At 37.7% G+C, this 25,656-nt stretch carries 25 protein-coding genes; 17 read left to right on the forward strand and 8 right to left on the reverse strand.

The window, feature by feature from the left end; genetic code table 11:
• The first annotated feature begins 223 nt into the window (after positions 1-223).
• Complete coding sequence (locus tag R3X26_RS03180) at positions 224-439, forward strand: hypothetical protein (RefSeq protein WP_317715686.1); 216 nt, start codon at positions 224-226, stop codon at positions 437-439.
• A 318-nt stretch (positions 440-757) separates the two neighbouring features.
• Positions 758-1,564: a fumarylacetoacetate hydrolase family protein gene (locus R3X26_RS03185; protein WP_317715688.1), complete on the forward strand. Its 807-nt coding sequence runs from the start codon at positions 758-760 to the stop codon at positions 1,562-1,564.
• A gap of 14 nt (positions 1,565-1,578) precedes the next feature.
• Here the strand turns inward: R3X26_RS03185 and R3X26_RS03190 are convergent, their stop codons facing one another.
• The 4 genes from R3X26_RS03190 to R3X26_RS03205 all read right to left on the reverse strand — a co-directional run bounded on the left by R3X26_RS03190 (position 1,579) and on the right by R3X26_RS03205 (position 6,399).
• Entirely contained in the window at positions 1,579-1,887 is a 309-nt protein-coding gene (locus R3X26_RS03190; protein ID WP_317715690.1) for a YkgJ family cysteine cluster protein, read from the reverse strand.
• A 294-nt stretch (positions 1,888-2,181) separates the two neighbouring features.
• Positions 2,182-2,391 carry a cold-shock protein gene (locus tag R3X26_RS03195; RefSeq protein ID WP_272140489.1) on the reverse strand — a complete coding sequence of 70 codons (210 nt, stop codon included), beginning with the start codon at positions 2,389-2,391 and terminating at the stop codon, positions 2,182-2,184.
• Positions 2,392-2,837: 446 nt separating this feature from the next.
• Positions 2,838-3,995 (reverse strand): cupin domain-containing protein, encoded by a 1,158-nt coding sequence (locus R3X26_RS03200; protein ID WP_317715927.1) that lies wholly within the window; start codon positions 3,993-3,995, stop codon positions 2,838-2,840.
• A gap of 298 nt (positions 3,996-4,293) precedes the next feature.
• Entirely contained in the window at positions 4,294-6,399 is a 2,106-nt protein-coding gene (locus R3X26_RS03205; RefSeq protein WP_317715694.1) for a DUF3466 family protein, read from the reverse strand.
• A 411-nt stretch (positions 6,400-6,810) separates the two neighbouring features.
• Between R3X26_RS03205 and R3X26_RS03210 the strand changes: the two genes are divergently transcribed.
• The 3 genes from R3X26_RS03210 (at position 6,811) to R3X26_RS03220 (ending at position 9,995) form a co-directional block, all read left to right on the forward strand.
• Positions 6,811-7,209: a VOC family protein gene (locus tag R3X26_RS03210; protein ID WP_317715696.1), complete on the forward strand. Its 399-nt coding sequence runs from the start codon at positions 6,811-6,813 to the stop codon at positions 7,207-7,209.
• A gap of 502 nt (positions 7,210-7,711) precedes the next feature.
• Positions 7,712-8,491, forward strand: a complete 780-nt coding sequence (locus R3X26_RS03215; protein ID WP_317715698.1) for a helix-turn-helix transcriptional regulator — start codon at positions 7,712-7,714, stop codon at positions 8,489-8,491.
• Positions 8,484-9,995, forward strand: coding sequence for an EAL domain-containing protein (locus tag R3X26_RS03220; protein WP_317715699.1), 1,512 nt, complete (start codon positions 8,484-8,486; stop codon positions 9,993-9,995). The genes R3X26_RS03215 and R3X26_RS03220 overlap by 8 nt, the downstream gene beginning before the upstream one ends.
• A gap of 4 nt (positions 9,996-9,999) precedes the next feature.
• Here R3X26_RS03220 and R3X26_RS03225 read toward each other — a convergent pair whose 3' ends face one another.
• Complete coding sequence (locus R3X26_RS03225) at positions 10,000-10,176, reverse strand: hypothetical protein (RefSeq protein ID WP_317715701.1); 177 nt, start codon at positions 10,174-10,176, stop codon at positions 10,000-10,002.
• Positions 10,177-10,653: 477 nt separating this feature from the next.
• Between R3X26_RS03225 and R3X26_RS03230 the strand changes: the two genes are divergently transcribed.
• The 4 genes from R3X26_RS03230 (at position 10,654) to citC (ending at position 15,031) form a co-directional block, all read left to right on the forward strand.
• Positions 10,654-11,643: a Bug family tripartite tricarboxylate transporter substrate binding protein gene (locus R3X26_RS03230; protein ID WP_317715703.1), complete on the forward strand. Its 990-nt coding sequence runs from the start codon at positions 10,654-10,656 to the stop codon at positions 11,641-11,643.
• Positions 11,644-11,733: 90 nt separating this feature from the next.
• Positions 11,734-12,228, forward strand: coding sequence for a tripartite tricarboxylate transporter TctB family protein (locus R3X26_RS03235; protein ID WP_317715704.1), 495 nt, complete (start codon positions 11,734-11,736; stop codon positions 12,226-12,228).
• Positions 12,229-12,238: 10 nt separating this feature from the next.
• Positions 12,239-13,741 (forward strand): tripartite tricarboxylate transporter permease, encoded by a 1,503-nt coding sequence (locus R3X26_RS03240; protein WP_317715706.1) that lies wholly within the window; start codon positions 12,239-12,241, stop codon positions 13,739-13,741.
• A gap of 201 nt (positions 13,742-13,942) precedes the next feature.
• Positions 13,943-15,031 (forward strand): [citrate (pro-3S)-lyase] ligase, encoded by a 1,089-nt coding sequence (gene citC / locus R3X26_RS03245; RefSeq protein WP_317715708.1) that lies wholly within the window; start codon positions 13,943-13,945, stop codon positions 15,029-15,031.
• A gap of 92 nt (positions 15,032-15,123) precedes the next feature.
• On the opposite strand, the gene citX (R3X26_RS03250) is transcribed toward citC, so the two are convergent.
• The gene (gene citX, locus R3X26_RS03250; protein ID WP_317715710.1) at positions 15,124-15,648 is read right to left on the reverse strand and encodes a citrate lyase holo-[acyl-carrier protein] synthase; all 525 of its coding nucleotides are present in this window, start codon (positions 15,646-15,648) and stop codon (positions 15,124-15,126) included.
• Between the two features lie 350 nt (positions 15,649-15,998).
• Between citX (R3X26_RS03250) and R3X26_RS03255 the strand changes: the two genes are divergently transcribed.
• The 7 genes from R3X26_RS03255 to R3X26_RS03285 all read left to right on the forward strand — a co-directional run bounded on the left by R3X26_RS03255 (position 15,999) and on the right by R3X26_RS03285 (position 22,476).
• On the forward strand, positions 15,999-17,633 hold the full coding sequence (locus tag R3X26_RS03255) for a sensor histidine kinase (RefSeq protein WP_317715712.1): 1,635 nt from the start codon (positions 15,999-16,001) through the stop codon (positions 17,631-17,633).
• Positions 17,630-18,322: a response regulator gene (locus R3X26_RS03260; RefSeq protein ID WP_317715714.1), complete on the forward strand. Its 693-nt coding sequence runs from the start codon at positions 17,630-17,632 to the stop codon at positions 18,320-18,322. Before R3X26_RS03255 ends, R3X26_RS03260 begins: the two co-directional genes overlap by 4 nt.
• A gap of 378 nt (positions 18,323-18,700) precedes the next feature.
• Positions 18,701-18,997 carry a citrate lyase acyl carrier protein gene (gene citD, locus R3X26_RS03265; RefSeq protein WP_317715716.1) on the forward strand — a complete coding sequence of 99 codons (297 nt, stop codon included), beginning with the start codon at positions 18,701-18,703 and terminating at the stop codon, positions 18,995-18,997.
• Positions 18,997-19,875 (forward strand): citrate (pro-3S)-lyase subunit beta, encoded by an 879-nt coding sequence (citE, locus tag R3X26_RS03270; protein ID WP_317715718.1) that lies wholly within the window; start codon positions 18,997-18,999, stop codon positions 19,873-19,875. The genes citD and citE overlap by 1 nt, the downstream gene beginning before the upstream one ends.
• 69 nt (positions 19,876-19,944) lie before the next feature.
• Positions 19,945-21,414: a citrate lyase subunit alpha gene (gene citF / locus R3X26_RS03275; protein WP_317715928.1), complete on the forward strand. Its 1,470-nt coding sequence runs from the start codon at positions 19,945-19,947 to the stop codon at positions 21,412-21,414.
• A 3-nt stretch (positions 21,415-21,417) separates the two neighbouring features.
• A complete protein-coding gene (citX, locus tag R3X26_RS03280; protein WP_317715720.1) occupies positions 21,418-21,993 on the forward strand; it encodes a citrate lyase holo-[acyl-carrier protein] synthase in 576 nt (191 codons plus the stop codon).
• 96 nt (positions 21,994-22,089) lie between these two features.
• Positions 22,090-22,476: a YbaN family protein gene (locus R3X26_RS03285; protein WP_317715929.1), complete on the forward strand. Its 387-nt coding sequence runs from the start codon at positions 22,090-22,092 to the stop codon at positions 22,474-22,476.
• Between the two features lie 50 nt (positions 22,477-22,526).
• Here R3X26_RS03285 and R3X26_RS03290 read toward each other — a convergent pair whose 3' ends face one another.
• Positions 22,527-23,396 (reverse strand): patatin-like phospholipase family protein, encoded by an 870-nt coding sequence (locus R3X26_RS03290; protein WP_317715722.1) that lies wholly within the window; start codon positions 23,394-23,396, stop codon positions 22,527-22,529.
• Positions 23,397-23,574: 178 nt separating this feature from the next.
• Here R3X26_RS03290 and R3X26_RS03295 point away from each other — a divergent pair, with 178 nt between their 5' ends.
• Positions 23,575-24,363, forward strand: a complete 789-nt coding sequence (locus tag R3X26_RS03295) for a helix-turn-helix transcriptional regulator (protein WP_317715930.1) — start codon at positions 23,575-23,577, stop codon at positions 24,361-24,363.
• Positions 24,364-24,468: 105 nt separating this feature from the next.
• On the opposite strand, the gene pyrC is transcribed toward R3X26_RS03295, so the two are convergent.
• Positions 24,469-25,497, reverse strand: a complete 1,029-nt coding sequence (gene pyrC, locus R3X26_RS03300; protein WP_317715724.1) for a dihydroorotase — start codon at positions 25,495-25,497, stop codon at positions 24,469-24,471.
• Positions 25,498-25,656: the final 159 nt, after the last annotated feature.

Genomic DNA, 25,656 nt, shown 5'->3' on the forward strand with positions numbered 1-25,656 from the left:
AATTTTGGGTTTGAGATATTTATGAATGACTCAATTATAAATGCCGTCAGAGTATAATTAACAAACAAATGAGCAGGTTATATTTTATACAAATATTTTTGTTGTTCACCCATCGCTAATATAATAGCGAATTTGTTAAAACTGGCACTAGTATTCTGATTTGACGCTGAGTGGATCTCTTTCTATGGTTAATTATCACTCAATCAAATAGAGGAATATGCACATGAGAAGAAACAGTAAAGCCTATCGATTTCAATTAATTAAAGAAACGGCGGAAAAACAGCAACGATCCCACAGTGCAGATCCTATGGTTAGACATATTCAACATTTACTAAGTGACCATTCAGATAACGTCAATGATAATACCGTATCGCACCGTTTTTCTGGCCATCATTATGATCCTAGTATAGATGGTTGGGTGAGCGATGACTGGTCATAAATCATTGCTAGATGGTTTTCGGCTTGTAATCAAAATTGGCTACTCATCTGCCATTAACAGTTTTCCTCACAAGCTGATTAATACAGCTTTGTCATATATCGAATAAATAGTGATCCAATTGAAAGTACCTAACGTAGATATTATTAGTTATGTATTTAACTTGGATTTTATAACCAAACTAGATGGTGTTAATTTTAAATATTAGCAAGTGGCACTCTGTCGCATGAACATATCATTCGAGTTGAGTAAACGGCTTTTGTTTAGATAAGGCAACTGGGTATTGGTTAGCAATTTAATTATTATTGAACAGGATATGTGATGAAATGGATTATCAGTAGTTTGTTGTTGCTATGCTCTTGTAGTGCATTGGCCGATATAGAAAAGTTTGTCAGATATGATGACAAGGGCATCATACGATATGGTCAAGTAGTTGGTGATAGTGTTTTTGCTATTCAAGGCGACATGTACGATCAGTTTTCCTTATCGAAAGAAAAGGTTCCTTTGAATAGTGTCAAACTGCTTATTCCAGCGGTACCAGAAAAAGTATTTGCCGTTGGTATGAATTTCGCCAGTCATCTATCATCACCGTCAAACCAAGCCCCACCATTATTCCTTAAACTTCCTTCTTCGTTGATTTTATCGGGTCAGAATATTCAAGTTCCGCAAGGTGCAAGCAATGTTCATTTCGAAGGCGAGTTGGTTTTAGTGATCGGTAAACAAGCCAAACAGATTGAACCAAGCCAAGTAAAAGAAGTGGTGTTCGGTGTGTTAGCAGGCAACGATCTTACTGAGAGAAATTGGCAAGGTCGAGATTTACAATGGATGAGGTCAAAGGCATCGGACGGTTTTGGTCCAGTATCAAGTATGATTACTCGCGGTATTGATTATGAAAATGTTCTGTTAACTACTCGATTGAATGGTGAAGTGGTACAACAAGAGAGTACAAAGAATATGATCCACAGTGTAGATAAAGTAGTGAGTTATCTAAGCCAATACTTTACTTTACAGCCAGGAGATATGATCTTTATGGGCACACCAGGTAGAACACAAGCGTTATCTGACAAAGACATCGTTTCTGTTAATATTGACGGAGTTGGAACGGTAGAAAATGTGATTCGCTTCTAGACAATAATTACCTGTTACTTATCTAAGCCTAAACCTAAAGCTCGTTCATCTTGACATTCGAATGAGCCCATTTCAAATTCACGACACACCCAAGGTCTATTTTCGTAAATAGTACACATATTGGTTTCTCTATTTAATGCTGAACATTTGCCATCTTCAAGTTGGCGCATCGTTTCTGCTCCCCATTGATCCACTTGTATATGTTCCTCTGGTACTCCGGTATCAGTGAGAATCATAACTTCTAGTCGGCAGCAACATGCTTTACAGTCCGTGCAACTAATGTTCGGATCGGGAAGGAATTCAATATCAATGTTAGTAGTCATAGTATTATAGTTGTGATTTAGCTGGGTCAATTGTGATCAAGTTTATGAGGGAATGCAAATGGAATCTCGTGTCGAAAACAGACCGGCCAAAATATCGTAATGTAAGCTCAAAATATATGGTAGATAATGAAAATAGTGGCAGAACTAGCCAGAAAAATCATTTGGATAACGTGTAGAAGAAAGGCTAAAACAAAGAAAATAGAGATATTTGAAGATAATAACAAAAAAAGAAGAGAAGGAGAGGATGGTATGCTGTGCGAGCAGCGGAAAACCGAGCTCGCACTAATCCTAAACTTATAACGCAGTAACGTTAGCAGCTTGAGGACCTTTTTGACCTTGTTCTACGTCAAAAGAAACTTTTTGACCTTCAGCAAGAGTTTTGAAACCGTCAGAAACGATTGAACGGAAATGTACGAATACATCTGCGCCGCCGTTATCTTGAGAAATGAAACCGAAACCTTTAGATTCGTTAAACCATTTTACTGAACCAGTTGTTTTTGACATGGTAATACCCTTTAATAAATTCATTTTAAATTGCGATAGCACTGAGAGCTCAAATTATTCAATGTAACTATGAAGCCAAGGAAAAAACAAAGGATACAACGTAAAGGTGATATTCTGAGGATTTACTTTTACTAAACATATTCATTAATAACCCTGTCTACCAGAGCGAGAGATATAATATAGTAGTTTTAACAAATGTAAAGCGATACTTTTATCGTTCGGTATAATAAAAAAACCGATAAGGTTCACCCAGCAGAGTGTCTGACTTATCTTCTTTTGTATTGATAAAGTAGATGCGTTTAAGTCGTGTCCTTTTGTTGCTTTAATGGGTATCTATAGTTAGACGATAATTAATGCTTAGCCCTCAGCGTAGAAGAATGAGGGCGATTAAATGGTTGATTGGGTCTGAAACTTGGCCAACTACCCACAATAACAGCCTGAATTATTTATTCTTCACAGTACCAATAACCCTTATTAACTAGAGTTTGGAACAATAAAACAATCTGTTGTTCTAGCTCGTCATCGCTCAATTGGTCACTCAGTTGCTCCAAGGACAGTGTTTCTTGGTTACATAAAATTGATGCGAGTGACATTTGTTGTGGGCTGAGGTGGAATATTTCTCCATTTATATAAATGGTATTCAAATTTCCTTGTAAATAAAGTGCGCGTAATCCTGCGACTCTTATAAATTGATTGCCAGATTGTAAATACTCGGCAATTTCATTTGCTTGCCATGGTAGGTCAGGAACAATGATATTGAGTTGGTGTCGCGATTGACTAAGCATGCATCCAATGAACTCTGCTAACTGAGTTTGATTGTCTAATGAAGAACGCAACGCTGTAGTTAATGCGGTAAAATCATTAGCGGTTATTTCAGCAAAGTTTTGTTGCGTGGCTAATTCCGGAGTATCTATATGGGTGTCACCAAGATCATTCGCTAATAGGTAATCGGCGAAATTGCTGACAAGTTCTTGCTCTTTTGGTGAGCGGAATCCAATCGAATAACTCATGGATGGTTGTAACGCGTATCCATCATGAGGAAACCCTGGTGGAATGTATAAAATGTCTCCAGGTTGCAAAATATCATCGATAACGGCATCGAAGGATTCTATTTGTCGTAATGCACTGGCACGACATGTTTCAACATATTGGCCCGTGTCTTTAGCACCTACGCGCCAACGGCGTTTACCTAAACCTTGTATAATAAATACATCATATTGGTCAATATGTGGACCAACCCCCCCTCCGTCAACAGAATAGCTAATCATGAGGTCGTCAAATAACCAATGGGGCATGGTTTTAAATGGCTGAATGAGTTGGGCTGCACCCGAATGCCAATGGTTGGCAGCTTGAACAATCAACGACCAATTTGTTTCTGTCAACGATGTGAATTTATCTTCACTAAAAGGACCATGTTCTGCAATCCAATTATTATCAAGATTGGATACAAATCGAGAGTCGACTTCGTGTTCCATGCTAAGGCCAGCTAACTCTTCTGGGCTAATTGGGTCATGGAAGTGTTTAAAACCGGATCTGATTACCGTAGGTTGCTTTTGCCAATATTTTTGCAAAAATTCACTAAGAGAAAAGGACAGTTGATACATCATGTAAACTTATAAATGTGAAAGATACGACATTGTATCAGGCTAAAGAGTAATAATTGAAATGTTAAACGACGCTTTAGTAACTTTTATATACCGTTACTTTTGCTCATCAATATTTTTGTATCGTAAGGCTTTTTAGATAGCAGAACAGAGATAGACTCTCGTGTTTAGATAGAGATCGCAGTTAACATAATAAAGTGTATATAATTAACGGCTTAAATCAAAGACGACGGATAATTGAATTGCTCAACCATTCTCTGTCGTCTTGAAGTATAAACCTTGAAGTATAAACCCTATTTTAGATGACTTCCTTTCTGGAAAACGAATATCGATGCGATGTTATTAAACATAAACTAATTAACCATAGCCAGTTTATGCTACCACCACTGCGTGACACTGTGGTGGTATCTTCTTCTCGTTCCGAGATATCATCACTTGTTGCACCACTAATTGGGACGAGTTTAACTGCTGTAACACGTTCATCACCGTCACCTTCGTTACAGTAAGCCCAATGGTCGGTTGAATCATACTCTATAGAGCTTGTGCTCTCGTCTGAAGCAAAACATTGAGAAGCCGTTGCAGAGATAACTCCTGCATCATTAATATCACTAGCATCAATAATTCGAAAGTGATTGTTGCTAGAGCTGTATGTACCACCGTTGGTAAGGTCGTCTAACCACCAGGCTTGACTAGCAAAGCGCTCTAATCGTGTCGTGTCGGTTCCGGTATCGTAGTATGGATAGATAAACCCTCGATGATCCCGTTCTTTACCACCAACTTCGCTGGATGATTCTGCATCGACTTGACCAACTATTTCATTAAAGTTGTTAATCGCCCTTGGTGTTCCACCCGCACTGCTAAAAAAAATACTTTCACCATGCGAAGTAAAGAAACTGGCAGTAGGCTCAGAATCGTTGGCATCAGTAATGAACATACGTCTACCTGCTGAATTGCCAGATGGATAGTCGCCATCTCTTTTTGCGTAACCAATCACTAAAAGGTTTTCATTTATATCTGTCGCGACAGAATTGCTGTGTATGTAAGAATCATCTACTTCAGCAGTTACATCTTCGATAAACGTGGTGCTCCACGCATTTTCATCAACAGAGAAATCAGTGGTATTGGTGGGTAAAAAAATAGCAGCTTGCATGAAAAAAACGTCGTAGTCATCATCAAGCTCAGTATTGTAACCGACTAAAACAGGTAAGTCGGCGTAGGATCCAGAGCTTGCTATCGTAGCCGCGTGAACACTTCCTTGAGGCGATGCGTAATTGTCATCAACAACGTAATTATCATCATCAGAGTCGGTTTCCCAATCGGCAACTGCAAATCTATTACTGTCTTGATTTGGGTCTATACCGGTAGAGACATTCCAAATAAATGCGCGTGTAGCGAAGCCGAAGTTTTGACATTCTGGATAGAAAGCCGGTTCATCATAACTTAGGCAATTATAAACCGACTCTTCATCGGTATCATCCGTGTAGTCAGAGTCGTAGTCTTTGTCATCATCATCTTCATCATAATAAAATGTCGCGACAGAAGCGCTACCAACAACGTAACTTTGATTATCATAAGTAAATGAATCAAACGCCATGGTTTGCCCCATTTGCGCAATGATATTTTGTTCTTCATCAGAGCTACCGTAATCAATACTAGTATCGGCCTCGGGTTCCAATACTTCTTGTGTTGTTGAAGTTGCATAATACCCACGGTTACGATAGAGCTTTATGTAAGCATTATCATAGGCATAATAACCACTACTGGTATTACCAATGACATAATCAGTATTATTTAATTCCACCAGCCTCGTGACTACTTTATCGTCCGTGTCTTCTACAAATGAATAATAGTAGTCACTTTCAGAGGGGGCATTGTCGCCAGTGTCAGGTACGAATGTTAAGGTGTCTGAATCGTAAAATGCAGTATTATTAGTTTGGTAGTCGGTTGTATAGTACGCCTCCCGTTCATTTTGTAGTCCGCCGATATCGAGGTCAGTATTCCCATACCAATGTTTATAGGCCCAATATTCACAAGTGGAGTAACCAAGCTCATCGTCGCAATAATCTTCCAGATCATCGTAATCTAAATAATAAAATCCATTATCAATACCAAATGGCACTTCATCCTTATAAGAAAAGCCTTCTGTACCGTTAAATGTTTCACCAGCGAAAGAGTAAGAATCATCTGAGCATTGGTCTGAAAAACAATTGCTACTATCATCACTTGGCTCGATAGCAATACCGTAAGACTCAACACTATCGGTAGGCGATGTTACTTTAACTACTTGATAAAGCGCAGAATGAGCAGGTAGAGCAAACATTAACGCAGAAACAGATAAAGAGAATGGAATTTTGAAATTAAACTTATTGGTTCTCTGCTTGGTGCGGTGTGTCATTTTATCCATTAATACTATTACTTTAGAGTCATGTCATATAGGCAGCTAAAATAAGATCCAATGTTATAGTAAATATGGATAAATTAAGGAGTTAAATTTAAAAGCGCGTAAAGCCTAGCAATGGGTTCTAGTTTTCCTATGTTAAATGAACAAACGGACTACAGAATTAATGAAAACAGTATACTTACTGCAAAAATGTGAACTAATCCGTGTTTTATTGTTTTTACCCGCGAATTAAATAAGAACTCATATCGTTTAGTTGATTGTATTGGTATTATAATACAATATTATTTTTAGTGTTATTTAAGTCAGAATAGACATGTTGATAGTATAACTAACTGAATTAGTTGAATTAATCATTTAAACGATGCTTGAAGTATTAACATCGTACTATTCTATGTTTCGCCTCTGAGGATTACCATGATTACAAAAAATGCAGTTTTACGTGTCGCTAGAATGACCGATAATCTTGTAGAAATATCAGATATGTATAAAAAAGCGCTGGGTTTCGATGTTTTATCAGAATACAAAGATGAAGACGGATTTGATGCTATTGTTTTAGGACACAAAAATCATAGTTATCATTTAGAATTCACTACTAAACCAGAAAGTAGCGACAAGGATTTTCAAGTCGCAGACACGTACATGGTGTTTTACATGCCTGATACTCGAGAGTGGGAATGGGTCTGCCGATCGATGATTGAAGCAGGTTTTAAGTATGTCGAAGCAAGAAATCCTTATTGGAAGCGAGTGGGCAAGACTTATGAAGATATCGAGGGATATCGCATTGTTATCCAAAATAGAGACTGGAGTGAATAATTTATTTTAAAAAATTCGGAAGTCCGAATCGAACGCATTCAAAGCGTATATTGTTAGAACACAATGGCAATTGTCACTAAAAGCATCTGCCACTCAAAGTAAACGTCATAAAATTATGGGCGCTTTGATTTATGACTGACAATAATTAAGGTCTATGTTGGCCTTAATTATTGCTAACCATTCTTATTATCACCTTTAATTATATTGCAGTTCCTTGAAATTTTTTCTGAGTTAAAGTGGTGTCTAACTTTAATTAATAATTTTTATTATTAATTATTTCAGTTGTTTATATTCCATCAATGTCCTCGTTACTTTATGGATATTTGTTAAATAATAATATAAATTATATTAAACTTATATAATGCAATAATTACATCACTAATAGTTATCAATAAATTAGCATTTTATTAGTAAAAACTGAGATCAGGTGCTATATACTAACTTTATATCCTTAGTAAAATAATTGTTTATTTAACATAACAGAGCGACGTGGCTATTAAGAATGATAGATTTTGGTAGGCTCTTAAAGAGATTTCGTAATTCAAAATTATTAAGTCAGAATGAGTTTGTGGACTTAGTGACGCACAGTAATGCCAAACTGGTTGGTTTAGACGTGGTGACGATTAGTCGTTGGGAAAATAGAGTGGTTATACCAACGCATCAACGTCAAGTTGAAGTATTTCACGCTGCTAACCAGCCTTATTTTGAATTAATTTTATCAAATGAAGATTTGCTAGAATATAATTTTGATTTCAAATTACTCAAGAAATATTACGTTTGGGAAAACACTGGTAACACTTCGTTGTCATCGGTCAGGTATAGCTGCATCGAATCTGAAGATGACAACGGCAATACTTTATATTGTATTTTATATGTAGATGAGCAAGGAATACCAATAGGTCAGTTAACTTATCGATTTTTTCCGAAAGATGATTTTTGGAAAGTGAGAAATAGATCCAACGATAAAATCGTTCTAAGTAATACAACTGAACTATGCTTAGAGATTTGTTCAATGTATTGTTTTTCGGACAAAATACTACCTTACATGTTAGGTAACGTAATTAAAAAGTTGTTGCTGCGTGAAGTCAATATCATCGGGTTTTCAAGTAAAAATAGAAAATCAAGCTTGAAGAAATTTTTGAAATCTATTGGATTTAAAGCTCATAAAGAACAAGAGGAATTTTCGTCTTTATTACTTACTTATCATGATGCCTTATATAACAAAGAGTTATTTTATTGTTCGGCATTAATGTTAGGGGATCAAGGGGAAATCAATGTCTAAAATTAATAAAGATGTACTCATCGTAGAAGACCAGCTTTTTTTTCAAGAGATACTTGAAATTTCACTGAAAAAAGTCGTTCCGCCTACCACTACAATTAAGAAGGTGAGTAGTGGCAACCAAGCAATAGATTTGTTAAGAATTGAAAGAGACTCTATTGGTCTTATTTTGTTGGATATGAAAATGGAGGATGGCGATGGTTTAGCTGTGCTCAATTACTTAGATGAAAATGATTTCCCTAAGATACCAATCTACATAGTGAGTGCATTAGACACTAAATTTATAAGTTTTGTTATGCAATCTATTGGTGATTTAGAGGTTAGGTTAGTGGGTTTTCTACCGAAAGAAACCCCTGATTCTGTCATTGCTAGAATCAAAAATTTTAAAACCGACATTGAAAGTTTTTTAACTGAAGAAGTTAAAGTTGATGATGATGAAATAGAACAGATTAATTCAAGTGTTAATTGTTCCAATATTATGCAGTTATTAGAGTCTGAGTTAAGGTTTTATATACAACCAAAAATATCTCCAGAGAACAATGGGTATATTACTAGCTATGAAGTGTTAAGCCGTCTGTATGATGAAAACTTAGGTATTTTAACGCCTAGTTTATTTTTCCCATTCTTAGATACTTTAGATAAGAAGTCTAAATTTCAGTGGCTTGTTATAGATAAAACATTTGAATTCCAAAGTTTAAATATGAATCTAGGGGTTTATTCTTCTTTCTCTATAAATATAGACTGTGAAATATTCGCCCGTGATGATTTTGTAGATAAGTTTGAGTTAATTGCCAGCGATTATGATATTGATTTAAGTCTCATCACATTGGAAATAACCCGGTTAGATGCTTCATTGCAGGATAATCTAGCGATTAATATTAAGCGATTACAGTTATTAGGGGTACAGATATCATTAGATAACTTCAGTGGGGCAGTTGACGATCTTGAAAATTTAATTGGTGTTGAGTTTGATGAAGTTAAATTAGACATGCGCTCATATGAAGGAGTTTTTGGCCATGGAGTAGAAAAACAGTCGTTTATGTTACTGTATTCTTATCTTCATAAGAAGCAATGTAGGATAGTTGCAGAAAGCGTTGAAGATGAAGAAACAAGCAATTTTTTAAAGAAGCTAGACGGTATAGAGGTCCAAGGTTACTATTATGCTATGCCTAAGCCGATATCAGAAATTGACGAGTTTTTTAGTGATATTTTTAAAAGTCGAGTGTCATATCTATTGTCTGATATGGGTAAAGAAAGCTTCATTGAGATCTACGACTACTTCTACACCACGACATTAACATCGATCGATCACTACTTAGAACCGAATTGTGACATAACGTTAAAAGATTTTGTTCACCAACAGAAAGGAGCCTTGAAAACAGCAGGGTTATATGAAGGGTTAAAATTTATTGATATGTATAGTGAAACGAAGGATACAAAATACTTATTAAGATTAAAAGAATATTTAACTTACTTCGATAATGTTTTGCTGGGCAGTATATTTTGAGGTGCTAATGCCTAAAAACGCTACTCAAGTAATCTAATTCTTGAGTAGTGAGGTTCTGATTTTGGTTTTTATGCGATTGATTTGAAAAAGAAAGTTGACTTTTAAGGTAGTATTTTATTTGGTCCAACTCTTCCTGCTCTAATTGACTCAATAGCGTTATTATTTTATCTGTTTTTTTCATTTTTATCCCCTCAATATCTACATATTATATCTAGAGTTCTAATACTATGTATTAGCAAAGGAATTGATTTAAATTTTTTAATTTGTATATTGCATAACTCATTATAAATTAACTTTTATTCATATTACTGAAAGGGTTTATGAATTATTGATTTCTACACTATTGTAAATTTTCTGTAGTGCATGTTCTCTTTAATTGAATTAAAGTTCAATTAGGTGCATATAAATTTTGATAATATAAATTTAAATCCTACAATTTAATTTTATATTTATTTTCCATTTCTATCTTATTGTTATTTAAGTCTATTTTTATTTAAAATCATTTACGCCATTTGTAGCATTAAAGAACCAATTTAAAGAGTTTTAAATCACATTACCTTTTTTCATTAACTTTAATAATGTTTGTTCAATTTTAACCACAGAAACTTCTGTAGATAAAGATTGAGTATAAATACTAATAAGGAAGATAGGTAAATTTATGAATATAAAATTCAAGGCTGCTATGGTTAGCGCCGCACTTGCCACTGTTGCGGCAATGCCTGTGAGTAATGCAATAGCGAAAGATTATCCACCTAAAACTGTTTCCATGATAGCACCCGCTGGGGCTGGTGGTGGTTGGGATCTAACCATAAGAACGGTAGCAAAAACACTGAAAGATACAGGACTTGTTGCATCTAATTTACCTGTTGTTAACCGTCCTGGTGGCGGAGGTGCGGTTAATCTGGCTTACATGCAAACCAAAAAGGGTAGTGGTAATCTTATCTCAGTTTACTCTCCTCCTATTTTACTAACTAACCTAACTGGTGCAAGCAAGTACAGCTACAAAGATACCACACCATTGGCACGTTTAATCACCGATTATGGTGCATTTGTTGTTTCTAAAAACTCAAAATACACGTCAATTAATCAGGTCATGGAAGCACTGAAAAATGATCCTAAATCAGTAAAAATTGGTGGCACGTCATCGGCTGGTTCAATGGACCATATTCAATTTTTAATTATCGCCAAAGCCGCAGGTGTACCTAATCTTCGCCAAATTGATTATATCTCGTTCCAAGATGGTGGCGCAGTTGCACAGGTGCTAGGTGGTCATGTTGACCTTATTTCTACTGGGTTAGGTGATGTATCTTCTTTAGTGAAAAGTGGTGACTTACGAGCGTTAGCACATACTGCTGATAAACGTGTAGGTGAAGGTCTAGTTGCTGAAATACCAACCGTGAAAGAACAAGGTATTGATGCGACTTTCGAGAACTGGCGTGGATTGTTTGGTCCGAAAGATATGCCTGATTACGCTGTAACGTTTTGGAGTAAAGCACTTAAAGACATGGTTGAAACACCTGAATGGTCAGAAGCACGCACTCGTAACGGTTGGGATGACGCTTACCAAAATAGTGAAGACTTCACTCAATTCTTAGCAACAACTAACGAACAATATAAAACCATATTAGCGGAAATATTTGCTAATTAGTTTAATTGTTAAATGACGCCTGAGGGAGTCTCCTCCCTCATCATTTCTGTTTGTTTACGTTTTTATATAACTCTAACGTAAGGTTAATCCATGAAAGATCAAAATGTTCGCCCTAATTGGGATGCGTTTACCGGGTTCTTCAGCGTCGCATTTGGCCTGATATATGGTGCTCACGCCTATACAATGCCTAGAGCTATGTTTGGTAATCCTATGGATCCAATATATTTTCCATTGGGAATAGCAGCACTAGCGATATTGATAGGGATTTTACTGCTAATTAAAAGTAATTTAAAAGCGTCACTGATCGCTTTTAAAAATATTATTAATGAAGATGCGACAAAGAAAAATGATCGCAGAAGAATTTTATATACATGCATAATATCAGTTGCTTATGCACTGCTGTTTGAACATTTAGGTTATGTTATTAGTACCTTTTTATTCATGGCTGCAATGCTAACAATTACAAGTGGTTTTGGTGATTGGAAAAGAAGTTTAATTGTTGCACTGCTATTTTCGGGTACGGTTTTCTTCATTTTTAATACTTTGTTAGCCGTAAGTCTTCCACCTTTACCATTTATTGAATAAGGCATAAATCATGACTGATGTATTAGCTAGCCTACTTAATGGATTTGGTGTTGCGTTGCAACCCTATCATTTATTGCTTGTAACAGTAGGAGGGGTACTGGGAACCATTGTTGGTATGCTTCCTGGTTTAGGTCCTGCTACTGGTGTCGCGGTATTGTTACCTATGACGTTTGCGATGGGCCCTACCGCAGCGCTGATTACGATGACCGGTGTTTATATCGGCGCAATGTTCGGTGGATCTCGAAGTTCTATATTGATTAATACACCTGGAGATGGCGCAGCACTTGCTGCAACGTTTGATGGTTATCCGATGGCCATGCAAGGTCGTGCTGAATCTGCACTGGCTATTTCTGCTATTGCGTCGTTAATTGGTGGCACTATTGCCGCGGTATTGATGACATTGCTAGCCGAGCCAGTAGCAGGTTTTGCGTTAAAATTCGGTCCAGCGGAGTATTTTCTACTCATGGTTGCTGCGTTATCGATGACCGCGTCCATGTCGAAAAATAATATGCTCAAAGGTTTTCTTTCGATGGTTATTGGTTTAGCTATAGCTACCATAGGAATAGACGCACAATCTGGCCTTGACCGTTTTACTTTCGGTAATTTAGAACTGCAAACTGGTGTTGATTTTCTGGTCGTAATTATTGGCATTTACGCAATGGGGGAAGTGTTTAAAAGCTTTAGGTCTCTAAGTGAAGGGAATAAAAAGGCTCAAACCAAATTCAAACGTATTTGGATTGCCGGAGATGATTGGAAACGTTCGAAGTGGCCAATTTTTCGCAGTGCACCGATAGGCTTTATTATTGGTTCACTTCCTGGTGCAGGTGGAACAATGGCTTCTCTAATGTGTTATAACAATGAAAAGCAGTTATCTAAACACTCTGAAGAGTTTGGCCATGGAGCGATAGAAGGATTGGCTGCACCAGAATCTGCCAATAATGCTGCCTCTATAGGTGCGATGATTCCAATGCTGACGTTGGGGGTTCCTGGTTCAGGTACAACAGCGGTAATGATGGGTGCACTATTAATGCTTGGAATTCAACCTGGTCCATTACTGTTTACCCAATACCCAGACACAGCATGGGGCCTTATTGCATCTATGTTTGTGGCTAATTTCATACTTGCGTTTGTTAATATACCATTGGCAGGAATGCTAGTTCGTGTGCTCGCCATTCCACCGAAAGTATTATATCCAATTGTGCTTGGCCTCGCGTTTGTTGGGTGTTACGCAATTAGTAGTTCGGTTATGGATTTTTACATTCTAACTATTCTTGGTGTAGCGGGTGTGGTGATGAAACGTGCGGATATACCTACTGCTCCTATGATACTAGCGGTAATCGTCGGTGGAACGATGGAACAATCATTCCGTCAGGCATATAGAATTGCTAACCAAGACTTTACTATTTTTGTTAGCTCTACTGTGTCACAAACGTTAATCTTTATTACATTCCTATCAATCTTATTGCCAATTATAGGAATGCTAAGAAGGCGCAAACAAGTTGCCGCAGCATAAATAAGCTATAAACGAGCTCAACTTAGAACATAACATTCTGGTTGAGCTCGTTTATGATTTTAATTGGTGTTATGTCAGATGCCTAATTAATTCATTTACACCATTTAATTATTTATATTTAAATTCAGTTCTGATTTAAATCATGATATTAATTCTAAATTGAACGATACTTAACTTGTTATTAAGTTTTAGGAATAGTGTGTGGAACCGGGTTTTAGGTTTGTCAAAGTCAGTGTCAAAAATAACCTTAAAATGGAAGGTGTGAAAGCATTCCTTTCTAAAATGGGTTTAGGCGTCGATGTTGATGTTGAAGTGTTTGTGGTGGTATTGTTTGGCGACCGTATTGCTGCCACTGGTGGTCTCGCGGGAAATACACTCAAATCGATAGCAGTTGACGACCAGTTCCAAGGATCAGGTTTATCAGCCAGCCTACTGACAGAACTGGTTACTTATGCGTATGATTTAGGCCGATTCAACTTATTTATCTACACTAAACCTGAAAACTACAAAATGTTCCATCAAGCAGGCTTTCACCAATTAACTTCGGTGAAAGATAGAATTATATTGTTGGAAAACAGCAAAACTCGCTTAGCCAATTACTGTAATAAACTGTCTTTGTTAAAGCGGTCGGGTGACAAGATAGGCAGTATAGTGATGAATGCAAATCCATTCACCCTTGGTCACAGATTCTTGGTTGAGCAAGCATCTAACCAGTGCGATTGGGTTCACTTGTTTGTAGTAAAAGAAGATCGGTCATTTTTTACTTATGAAGACCGATTGAACATGATTAAACAGGGGGTAAAGGATTTCCCTAATGTAATTATTCATTCCGGTTCAGACTATATTATCTCTCGGGCAACATTCCCGAGTTATTTCTTAAAAGACGACGGTGTGATTAATTACTGTCATACGGCAGTGGATTTACAGATGTTTCGAGGTTATATCGCGCCAGCGTTAGGTATTACTCATCGTTTTGTCGGTACTGAACCGATTTGTACAGTGACACGCTTCTACAACCAACAAATGCATCAATGGTTAACTACGCCAACGCTTGATTGTGAACCCGTAACGTTGGTTGAGTTACCTAGATGTGAAAAAGATCAGCAACCGATATCCGCTTCTTTGGTTAGGCACCTTCTATTTAATAATCAGTGGGATGACCTAAAAAATTTGGTTCCAAATACTACATTCGATTATCTTAAAGATTTATTTAGTCATGATAGTGATGTTTATCAATTACGTTGTAAAGAAGCAAGAGTTGCTCCTATTCATTACAGAGCAACGGCTTAGTTATTTATTGTTTAGTTTATTATACTCGTCTTTTATCATATGTTTCTGGCGAAAAAAGTTGCTAATACACGCGCGATAAAATTAAATTTAGCTTAAATTTCAGTCGCTATTGAATCCATCATAGATCGGATTTGTTTATCGAGTTCTTTATTACTGTGACGATGATTTTTAGCACACACAGGGGCTATTTGATCACAAATAATACATTTCCTAGCGGATAGTTCACAAGACCCACGAGATAGAGTTTTGCCTTCGCTATTCATCACATTAATATCCAACAGCTGCCCTAAATAATGTTGGCTTTCAATATTCATCATTAATTTTTTCAGTTCGCTAGCCGATCTGCATTTTACTGCAAGATAGTGTTCTAACCCTGCGGTACTTTGAAATTCCTCATTTGAAATACACCGCATTCCGTGGTTAGACAGTGTATGTTGTATGGCTTCTAATCCCTGAGCAATCAAGGGCGTAACATAATTGTTATGACGCAATTCTCTTGGCATATGGGCTTTTAATGTGATAACTGGACAAGCATACTTCTTCAATAGTTGTTGCTGTTTTTTGAGTCTGGTTTCTTTGCATAAATAGGAATCGTAGAGTGATACTGACGTGTTCATTATGTGTCCTCCCTGGGTTGTACAAATACGTTAGCAAAAATAGCAGAATTTATATGGCTAATAACAACAGATATCTGAAGAAAAAGAGTGTTTAATGGTTTTAATGAATTTAATTAATATAATTTTGGTATTGGAGATAACCATGATTTGGTAATTTGAATAGTATTTAATTGTTGCTTTATATATGTTTCATATTAATGCAATGTTATATATTTGTGATCTATTACCAATTATACATTTTATTTAATGTTACTTTCTAAATTACAACATTTAGCTGTTGATTAAATTGCGAATAACAAATACCGTTTATCGGTAATTGTTAGGTATGCTATATATGGAAAATGGAGTTTATGGATAGTACAGCCATGCGTCTAAAAAAGAGATTAGCGACAGGGATGTCTTTTAGAGGGCGTATTTTTATACTCATATTTGCGCTATTGATACTTCAAGCTGCGCTTATGGGCGCAAATTTTCATAATGCATTAATAAATACCTTAGAACATCAAGTAGGTACGCGTGCATTAATACAAGCCGAGGAAATAGCGAGTGATCCTGAATTAATACAAGAAGTCCGTATAAAAAACTTACCTGCTATTGAAAGATTAATTAACCGATTATTTGCCCTTTCAGATGCGAGTTTTATTGTCGTTGGTGATGAAAACGGAATCAGACTTTCACATCCAGTTAAAGAAAGAATTGGATTACCTATGCAAGGAGGTGACAATGCCGGTGCATTGGAACGGGGTGAGTCATACATATCGATAAGAGAAGGCAGTTTAGGTTATGGTGTAAGAGGTAAAGCGCCAGTCGTAGATTTTGATGGTGAAATTGTCGGCGTTGTCTCTGTAGGGTACTTATTAAATCGTTTTGATCAATGGCTGGTATTTTACGCTCAACCTCTGATAGTTGAAGTTCTAATTATATTTGCATTGACTTTAATAGGCGCATGGCTGTTCTCTGCTCATATAAAAACCAAAATGAATGGTATGGAACCGTCAGAAATCGCCCTAGCATTGTACTTACAAAAATCTATCTTGAGTTCTGTTTATGAGGGAGTCATCGCCATAGACAAAAATGGTTATATTTTAGCTGTGAATAATACAGCTCGAGAACTGCTCGGAACAGACAAAGAAATCCAGTACTTAAAAACCAGACAAATTATCGAGTTTGTCAGCCAAACTCAATTTTTCTTCCAGACACCTTTTGATAAGAACATAAAAGATGAAATTGTTTCTATCAATGAGCAAACACTCATTGCCAACCGCGTCGCTATATTTGATGGTGAAGTGTTAATTGGTTGGGTCATCAGCTTTCGGCACAAAAATGATATTAATTCATTGACGGCTGAGTTGAGCCAAATTAAGCAGTACACTGAAAACTTAAGAGTAATGCGTCATGAACACGCCAATAAATTATCAACGATTGGTGGGCTAATTGAAATCGGCGATAGTGCAGCTGCATTGAAAATCATCAATTATGAAAACAGTAAAAAACAACAACTAATTGATTTTATTAGTTCAAGGTTTACTTGTCGCCAAGTAGCAGGAATTCTTCTTGGTAAGTATTCACGTGCGCGTGAACTGGGTTTAAAACTTGAATTTGACCCAACTTGTCAGCTGCATCGACTTAATGAAAGAATCGAAGTTGATGAACTGGCCGCTATTATTGGTAACTTGATTGACAATGCGTTTGAAGCAACTCTAAAGAATCCCAATAGTAATAAAGTAATATCGCTACTCATTACCGATGCAAGCCATGAACTCGTTATTGAGGTATCTGACAATGGTTGTGGTATTCCTCCGGAAATAGCCGCAGATATATTTAGTCGCGGAGTGACCAGTAAAAACGATACCGAGGGGCATGGTATTGGCCTGTACTTGATCAATCGGTATGTGACCAATGCTGGCGGGGTTATTCTAGTTGATAATGCAGAGCCAACCGGCGCTATTTTTTCTATTTTTATTCCAAATAGTGGTGAAAAATGATGAATATCATTGATGTACTTATAGTGGAAGATGAAACACCTATAGCAGAGTTACATGCGCAATTTTTGCGGCAAATGTTGAGATTTAGGCCTGTTGGTATTGCTTCTTCTCTCGCAATGGCAAGGACTATGATCAAGGTACAAAAACCTAAGTTGATTATCTTAGATAATTATTTGCCAGACGGGAAGGGGACCGATTTATTACGTGAAATCGTTTCAGATAAAAGCACCGATAAAGCAGATGTGATACTGGTTACCGCTTCTAGTGAAATGGAAACTGTAAAAGAAGCAATGCATTGTGGATGTTTTGATTACATTTTAAAACCTGTTGCTTATGACCGTTTACAAGAAACTTTAAACAGGTATTTGAAATTTAATAGTGCTATCAATGCGTTTGATAACATAAGTCAACGTCATGTCGACGATTTATTTAATATACAGGCAAGAGACAAAACCAATGGCAGCCTACCGAAAGGGATTGGCGAGTTAACATTAGACAAAATTAAACAGGTTTTTATACAAAATATAGCGATTAAATATACGGCTGAAAGTTTAGGTGCCGAAGTCGGAATTAGTAAAACAACCGCACGTCGTTATTTAGAATACTGTTCTGCTAGTGGCTTTCTGGTTGCGGAAAATGAACATGGCCGAGTAGGGCGACCAGAAAGAGTTTATGTTAAACCAGACTAATAGTAATTGTTGAAACGATAGATAACCCTATAAGGTTATTTATCGTTTCAATATACCACTTAGTTAGTTGTGTAACTTTGGAAAGCGGTCTTCAGCGAAACAACAAGCCATTATTTGTCTCAAGTAACCCCATTCTATCAGTACATAGCCGGTCATGATTGTTCTATTGGGCTCGACTGAGTTATTATCATCTGGCTAAATGAATAAAATTCATTAAAAACATAAATTATTTTTACCTTTCAACGAAACTTGAATCCCATCATCAAAAAGTCTCCTTTATCAAGGAGAATACCTCTCATACAGCGATAGAGTCGCGTTATGTCTTATTCGTTATTCACTCTATTTTTCTATCTCTTTATTAACTCACGAGGAGTTAACATGCAAATTAAACAGCGTTCGTACGCTGGAACGCTCGAATCTAGTGACGTACTGGTAGAGGTTCTGCCCTCTGAAACAAATAGTTTAGAAATTGAATTGACCAGTTCGGTAGAAAAGCAGTTTGACCATCTAATTTTACAAACAGTTAACAATACATTACATGAGCTCGGTGTCGAAAGTGCGACGATCGTTGTTAATGATAAAGGCGCTCTGGATTGTGTTATTCGCGCTCGAGTACAAGCGGCGGTTATGCGCGCTTCAGGCGGTGCGGAAGCAATAGATTGGGGAGCATTGTAATGGAAACAAAAATACGCAGAAGCATGTTGTTTGTACCGGGATCCAATGCCGCTATGCTCAGCAATACTTTTATTTATACACCAGACGCAATTATGTTCGACTTAGAAGATTCTGTGTCCGTTCGTGAAAAAGATACTGCAAGAATGTTGGTAATGAATGCGTTGCAGCATCCACTATACCAAGATATAGAAACGGTTGTTCGCGTTAATGGATTGGATTCTAATTATGGTGCAGACGACGTCAAGGCGGTAGTGAAGGCTGGTGTAAACGTGGTGAGACTAGCTAAAACAGATTCACGTCAGGATGTATTCGACATGGAACAGCAGATTGAAGCTGCAGAACGCAAATTTGGTCGAGAAATTGGCAGTACCAAGTTACTGGCTGCAATAGAATCAGCAAAAGGGATCAATAATGCCGTCGAAATTGCGTTGGCATCACCGAGGTTAATTGGTATCGCTTTGGGCGCAGAAGATTACGTGCGCGACCTTAGAACAGAAAGAACCGCGGAAGGCACTGAATTACTGTTTGCACGCTGCTCTATACTGCAAGCCGCGCGTGCCGCAGGTATTATGGCATTCGATACGGTTTATTCTGATGCTAACAATGAGGAAGGCTTTTTAAACGAAGCTGAACACATCAAATCGCTTGGATTTGATGGAAAATCATTAATCAACCCACGTCAGATTGAGATTTTGCATAATGTATTTGCCCCTTCACAGAAACAAGTTGATTACGCTCATGCGGTAATTGAAGCAGCTGAAGAAGCAGAGGAAATGGGTTCAGGAGTCGTGTCGTTAAATGGCAAAATGGTCGATGGTCCAATTATACAGCGTGCGCACTTAACACTTAAACGCGCGGAATCAGGTATTAAACAGTAGGGTGGCATGATGACTATTACGGATCAAATAAGCACAAACCAATTAATGACGGACTTGGGCCAGACGACAATGAAACCTTATACTGACGCGCACGATATTACCCCATATTTACTCGACAAAGAGACTAAAAAAAGTCGAAAACTATACCAGTCATTACAAGAGGCAATAAAAGCTTCTGGTCTAGCTGATGGAATGACAATCTCTTTTCATCACTCATTTAGAGGCGGTGATAAGATCATTAATATGGTCATGAATATTATTGCTCAGATGGGATTTAAAAATTTAACATTAGCGTCTAGTTCTCTAGCAAGCATACATTCTCCGCTTATTGGCCATATTAGAAACGGCGTTGTGAGTAAGATTTACACGTCAGGTCTACGAGGTGATCTAGCCGAAGAGATTTCTAGAGGATTATTACCACAACCGGTTCATATTCACTCGCACGGCGGCCGAGTTCATTTGATCAAAACAGGAGAATTACAGATAGATGTCGCGTTTTTAGGGGTATCAACTTGTGACGAATTTGGTAACGCTAACGCGACGATGGGAAAATCTCGTTGTGGATCTTTAGGTTATGCAAAAGTAGATGCACAGTATGCCAATAAAGTGATTATGCTTACTGAACAAGTGGTTGCCTTTCCGAATATGCCAGCATCAATAGGGCAAGATACGGTCGACGCGATTGTTCAAGTATCAGAAGTAGGTGACCCATCTAAAATCGGAGGTGATGCAACCCGATTAACTACTAATCCTAGAGAACTACTTATTGCGAGGAAGGCGGCCGATGTTATTGAGTCTTCGGGATACTTTTTTGATGGCTTCTCTCTTCAAACGGGTTCTGGTGGTGCGTCTTTAGCGGTGACACGATTCTTAGAAGATAAGATGGTTCGGTCTGGTATTACGGCTAGTTTCGGTTTAGGTGGTATTACCTCGACAATGGTCAATATGCATGAAAAAGGATTAATTAAAACATTATTAGATGTGCAGTCGTTTGATTCTTCGGCAGCAAATTCACTCGAGAAAAATCCGTTACACATGGAAATCTCTGCCAATCAATACGCTAACCCGTCTTCTAAAGGGGCGGTTGTTGATCGCTTAGATGTGGTGGTTCTAAGTGCATTGGAGATAGACACGGATTTCAACGTTAATGTGATCACGGGTTCAGATGGCGTTATTCGAGGAGCGTCAGGCGGTCACAGTGATACTGCTGCTGCGGCTAATTTAACAATAGTCGTCGCTCCATTAATTCGTGGACGTATTCCTACAGTGGTCAACAAAGTGCTTAATGTCGTCACGCCAGGTTCTCAAATAGATGTCGTTGTCACGGATCATGGAGTGGCGGTAAATCCAGTTAGACAAGATGTGAAGTCAAGTTTGACCAAAGCGGGAATCACTGTTTTCGATATCGAAGCTTTACAACAAAGAGCAGAATTATTAACAGGCAAAGCAAAACCAATTGAATATTTAGATAATATTGTTGGTTATATTCGCTATCGTGACGGATCAGTTATCGATACGATCAAACAAATTAAAGAATAATTTATGTATTCAGGTACCGTTGTTTCTCTAGAGCAGTTGCTTAGCTCTAGAGAAGTAAGAGCACATCGGCAACGAGAATGGTTAGAAAGCTATTCCCTTCCTCTTATTAGTTTTACCATTAATATGGTAGGGGATGTTAAAGTTAATACCATCTCTAAAATCGCCTTTGAACGAGGGGTGGCGGTCATTACTGGTTCTTTTCAGCGGCAACATCACTTTGATGGCATTAATGAAAACGTTACAGAAGATCGCAATGCTGAGCAAATCGGAACTAGGGCTCACATCTGTCATTATCAAAGTTTCAACCTAGATACAGGTTATGAGTTTTTTGCGGCGGTAGATGCTATATCAGCACAAGATCTAAAAACTAAAATGGTACAAATAGAAGATAAACACCCACTTGGGCGTTTGTTCGATATTGATGTTATTGACGTAGATGGATTCGCTTTATCTCGTGACAATATGGGGTTACCTCGTCGTCAATGTATTATCTGTAATGACGATGCCAAAATATGCACACGCAGTCGTCGTCATAGCAAGCAAGAAATAGTGAATAAAATGGCATCACTTGTAATGTAAATGTCCATATAGATTGGAAAATAGCAACTATTCGTAATAGACTTTGTTTGTCGTAAGTCGGCTTAAATATTTTGAACTGGGTCTATTTTGAAAAAAATGTTATTACTTATTGTTGGTTGGTTAGCCACTGGTTTGGGCTTCTTAGGGGTGTTTTTGCCGATATTACCAACCGTACCATTCATTTTGCTAGCAATGGTTTGCTTTAGTAAAAGTTCGCCTCGTTTTAAAAAGTGGTTGCAAAACAACCGCTATCTCGGTCCAACGGTTACTCGAATCAAACTGAAGCAAGGTTTGACTCGAAAAGAGAAATATAAAATCTTAATTTATAGTTGGTTGTCTATTATTTCTACCATTGTATTGCTGCTTGAGAGCATCGAATTAAAGCTGCTACTTAGTGCTATTTTATTAATAGAAACGTGGTTTATTATTCGTTATAAAACCTTCACTATCAGTAACGTTGCCTCCACTTCCTCTATTCGTTAAATCGTTAAAGGTTGGCCTTGATTTGTACAGGTTCAGGTATTCTGTCTGATTCAAGCTTGCCGGAAAGCATCCTCAGCTGCTTGATAACCGTACTGTATCATTTCTTCTGCTCTGTTAAATTCAAATGTACCGCAAATGTTTTGTGGGATTTCAATGATTTTGTCCGGTGGGTAGGTGGCTAATTTTTGTCGTGCTATTGTACTTTGCATTGCGTCAAACGCCTGATTTGCAATATCAAAAGCATCAAAATTAATATTGATAGTATCGATAACAGAACCTTGAAGCCTGTCGACGTAATGACTGATTTTTTCTTGCAGTGACAGTTGGGACTCTTCCGGCGTGTGGTTTTCTACTACTTCGGGAACATTGATGATATTGCCTCCCAAGTTTACCGCCAACGTTAAATCTGTTTTATCGCCAAAGGTTGGCGCAATAGGGACAGGGTTGAGTACACCACCATCAATCAGTTGTTCACCCTCAATCTCAAAAGGAGTAAAAAATAATGGTAGTGAGATGGACGCTCGAATGGCATCAAAAAGGGGACCGGAATTTATCCACACTTCTTTTTTATCTTTCACGTTAGCGGCAACAGCAGTAAAAGGAATGTCTAGATCTTCAATCTTTGTGTCACCAACCAATTCAATCAGAGTATTTATGATTCTATCACCTTTAAATAAGCCACTTGATTGCCAAGAAAGATCGAGCAGTTTTGCCATGGATGCTTTATCGATTGCGGTCACCCACTTTTCAAACAAATCTAACTTGCCTACTGCATAAATCCCACCAATTAATGCACCAGCAGAACACCCAGAGATTGATTTGATTTGATAGTCATTTTCTAAAAGCCAGTGAATCACTCCGATGTGAGTCAACCCTCGAGCTCCACCACTTCCTAATACTAATGATACTGATTTTGGCATATTGTTTTTACTACTTGGTTGCTATGTTGACTAATACTATACACTGAGTTTTTTCGATTGAATAATCCGTTTTACTGTGTTCTGAGATCTTTCACGATAGCTATATTGACTAGATAACAACTTGATTTTTTGGTACATGAAAGCCATGATTGAGAGTAATAGATGCTAATAGATTTTGATTTTGAAAAACTCACCTTTTATCCATCCGTCATTGACCATAGAGCAACCACCTTCTGATGTATTTATGAACTTTGATGCTTTTAGAGAAAACACCGAAACTCGGTTGCATTCTCATGCTTGGGGGCAACTACAAGTTATTAATGGCGGATTTCTGGAAATATACGCTGAAAACATACGTTTTATTGCTCCTCCTCATTTGGCTGTTTGGGTTCCTGCTGGTGCATCGCATTATACTTTTAATCAAAAACCAATCGATTATTGCTCAATTAACATAGAAGCAAGTAAAGCTGAATTGATGCCAAAGCATACTTGTTTAGTCAATTTGACCGCCATATTTTTTGCAATTATCGAAGATTTTAGGCGTCGTTCTATCAATGTGGCGACATCTGTTGCTGACCGAAGGTTGGTCAATGTTCTATTAGATCAATTGTATTTAAGTGAAGAACAACAACACTTTTTACCTAGTAGCAATCACAAATTACTCAACCCTATCTTACAAACGCTAGAGCAAGATCCAACCAATAATTTCACACTAAAGGAGTGGGCCGCCACTGTCCATACTACGGAGCGGACGTTAGCTCGATATTGTCAGTTAGAGCTAGGAATGAGTTTTACAGAATGGCGTATTCGCTCTAAATATTTACATTCTATGACGTTGTTAAAATCAGGCATGTCGGTTAAAGAAGTTGCATTGACACTAGGCTACCACCAAGCAAGCCCTTTTATTGCTATGTTTAAGAAATATGCAGCAGAAACGCCTGATCAATATAAAAATAGGACATTTTAAAGGCGGTGAATATGACTACACCGCCCGTATCGCTATACTGCTTTTTATTTCAATCGCTTTATTCACCACAGTTGAATCTAAAGCGACAACGAAACTAGGACGGTGTTATTTAATTTTCCACTCGATAATTTCGCCGGCACGAATTGGAACGACTTGGTCATTACCAAATGCCATACTTGACTCTACTTGCCATGATTCTTTCACTAAAGTGATGGTATCTTTGTTGCGAGGTAAGCCATAAAAATCAGCGCCGTTATGGCTAACAAATGCTTGTAAATTTTCTAGTTTACCTGCTTTATCAAATACTTCAGCATACAATTCCACCGCTGCATGAGCGGTATAAGAGCCAGCACAACCACAGCTTGTTTCTTTGTTGCCTTTAGAGTGAGGGGCTGAATCGGTACCGATAAAGAATTTTTTGTTTCCACTGGTCGCAGCATCAATCAACGCCAGCTGGTGAACGTTTTTCTTTAGAATTGGTAAACAGTACAGGTGAGGGCGAATGCCACCAACCAACATATGGTTGCGATTATACAGTAAGTGATGTGCGGTAATTGTCGCCGCCACGTTATCACCCGCGTTCTTAACAAATTCCACAGCGTCTGCCGTTGTGATGTGTTCAGACACCATTTTAAGCTTTGAGAATCGAGCCACTATCGGAGAAAGTACATTGTCTAAAAACATTTTTTCTCTATCAAAAATATCAACATCATGCGTTGTAACTTCACCATGAATAAGCAATAGCATGCCGACTTTTTCCATTGCTTCAAGCACTGGATAGAGATTTTCGACAGAGGTAACACCTGAATCGGAATTGGTTGTTGCACCAGCAGGGTAGAGTTTTGCTGCGACTACTTTTCCTGATGCTTTGGCCGCTATAATATCTTGTGGTGTGGTTCTATCCGTTAAGTACAAAGTCATTAATGGCTGAAAGTGCTTACAAGTGTTATGTGCCATTATTCGTTCATAATATGCGTTTGCAAGTTCGAGATTGGTAATTGGTGGAACGGTATTAGGCATAATGATAGCACGGCCATTATAACGACTAATATCCCGTACTGTATCTGCTAAAACTTCACCATCTCGTAGGTGCACGTGCCAGTCATCGGGACGATCTATAGTCAATATTGTCATTATTTTTTACTCCACCGAAAGTGATTGAAAATGATTATGCTGTTTGTATTGCCACCAATATCAGCACCATACGCGACGGCATAATAGTGGAAAAACTATTGTATTTCATTAAATTTTTATCGATAAAAGACAAGATCGCAAACGTTTGCGTTATTGCTG

It is taken from the genome of Vibrio sp. TH_r3 (assembly GCF_033101115.1).
GTDB lineage: Bacteria > Pseudomonadota > Gammaproteobacteria > Enterobacterales > Vibrionaceae > Vibrio.

What these genes read in the sequence shown, in the direction of transcription:
- citX (WP_317715720.1), top strand. Translation starts at nt 21,418, where the DNA reads ATGTATTCAGGTACCGTTGTTTCTCTAGAGCAGTTGCTTAGCTCTAGA.
- R3X26_RS03185 (WP_317715688.1), top strand. Translation starts at nt 758, where the DNA reads ATGAAATGGATTATCAGTAGTTTGTTGTTGCTATGCTCTTGTAGTGCA.
- R3X26_RS03220 (WP_317715699.1), top strand. Translation starts at nt 8,484, where the DNA reads ATGTCTAAAATTAATAAAGATGTACTCATCGTAGAAGACCAGCTTTTT.
- R3X26_RS03225 (WP_317715701.1), bottom strand. Translation starts at nt 10,176, where the DNA reads ATGAAAAAAACAGATAAAATAATAACGCTATTGAGTCAATTAGAGCAG.
- R3X26_RS03215 (WP_317715698.1), top strand. Translation starts at nt 7,712, where the DNA reads ATGATAGATTTTGGTAGGCTCTTAAAGAGATTTCGTAATTCAAAATTA.
- citD (WP_317715716.1), top strand. Translation starts at nt 18,701, where the DNA reads ATGCAAATTAAACAGCGTTCGTACGCTGGAACGCTCGAATCTAGTGAC.
- R3X26_RS03180 (WP_317715686.1), top strand. Translation starts at nt 224, where the DNA reads ATGAGAAGAAACAGTAAAGCCTATCGATTTCAATTAATTAAAGAAACG.
- citE (WP_317715718.1), top strand. Translation starts at nt 18,997, where the DNA reads ATGGAAACAAAAATACGCAGAAGCATGTTGTTTGTACCGGGATCCAAT.
- R3X26_RS03200 (WP_317715927.1), bottom strand. Translation starts at nt 3,995, where the DNA reads ATGTATCAACTGTCCTTTTCTCTTAGTGAATTTTTGCAAAAATATTGG.
- R3X26_RS03255 (WP_317715712.1), top strand. Translation starts at nt 15,999, where the DNA reads ATGGATAGTACAGCCATGCGTCTAAAAAAGAGATTAGCGACAGGGATG.
- R3X26_RS03285 (WP_317715929.1), top strand. Translation starts at nt 22,090, where the DNA reads ATGTTATTACTTATTGTTGGTTGGTTAGCCACTGGTTTGGGCTTCTTA.
- citF (WP_317715928.1), top strand. Translation starts at nt 19,945, where the DNA reads ATGAAACCTTATACTGACGCGCACGATATTACCCCATATTTACTCGAC.
- pyrC (WP_317715724.1), bottom strand. Translation starts at nt 25,497, where the DNA reads ATGACAATATTGACTATAGATCGTCCCGATGACTGGCACGTGCACCTA.
- R3X26_RS03290 (WP_317715722.1), bottom strand. Translation starts at nt 23,396, where the DNA reads ATGCCAAAATCAGTATCATTAGTATTAGGAAGTGGTGGAGCTCGAGGG.
- R3X26_RS03210 (WP_317715696.1), top strand. Translation starts at nt 6,811, where the DNA reads ATGATTACAAAAAATGCAGTTTTACGTGTCGCTAGAATGACCGATAAT.
- R3X26_RS03235 (WP_317715704.1), top strand. Translation starts at nt 11,734, where the DNA reads ATGAAAGATCAAAATGTTCGCCCTAATTGGGATGCGTTTACCGGGTTC.
- R3X26_RS03205 (WP_317715694.1), bottom strand. Translation starts at nt 6,399, where the DNA reads ATGGATAAAATGACACACCGCACCAAGCAGAGAACCAATAAGTTTAAT.
- R3X26_RS03195 (WP_272140489.1), bottom strand. Translation starts at nt 2,391, where the DNA reads ATGTCAAAAACAACTGGTTCAGTAAAATGGTTTAACGAATCTAAAGGT.
- R3X26_RS03190 (WP_317715690.1), bottom strand. Translation starts at nt 1,887, where the DNA reads ATGACTACTAACATTGATATTGAATTCCTTCCCGATCCGAACATTAGT.
- R3X26_RS03260 (WP_317715714.1), top strand. Translation starts at nt 17,630, where the DNA reads ATGATGAATATCATTGATGTACTTATAGTGGAAGATGAAACACCTATA.
- R3X26_RS03240 (WP_317715706.1), top strand. Translation starts at nt 12,239, where the DNA reads ATGACTGATGTATTAGCTAGCCTACTTAATGGATTTGGTGTTGCGTTG.
- R3X26_RS03230 (WP_317715703.1), top strand. Translation starts at nt 10,654, where the DNA reads ATGAATATAAAATTCAAGGCTGCTATGGTTAGCGCCGCACTTGCCACT.
- citX (WP_317715710.1), bottom strand. Translation starts at nt 15,648, where the DNA reads ATGAACACGTCAGTATCACTCTACGATTCCTATTTATGCAAAGAAACC.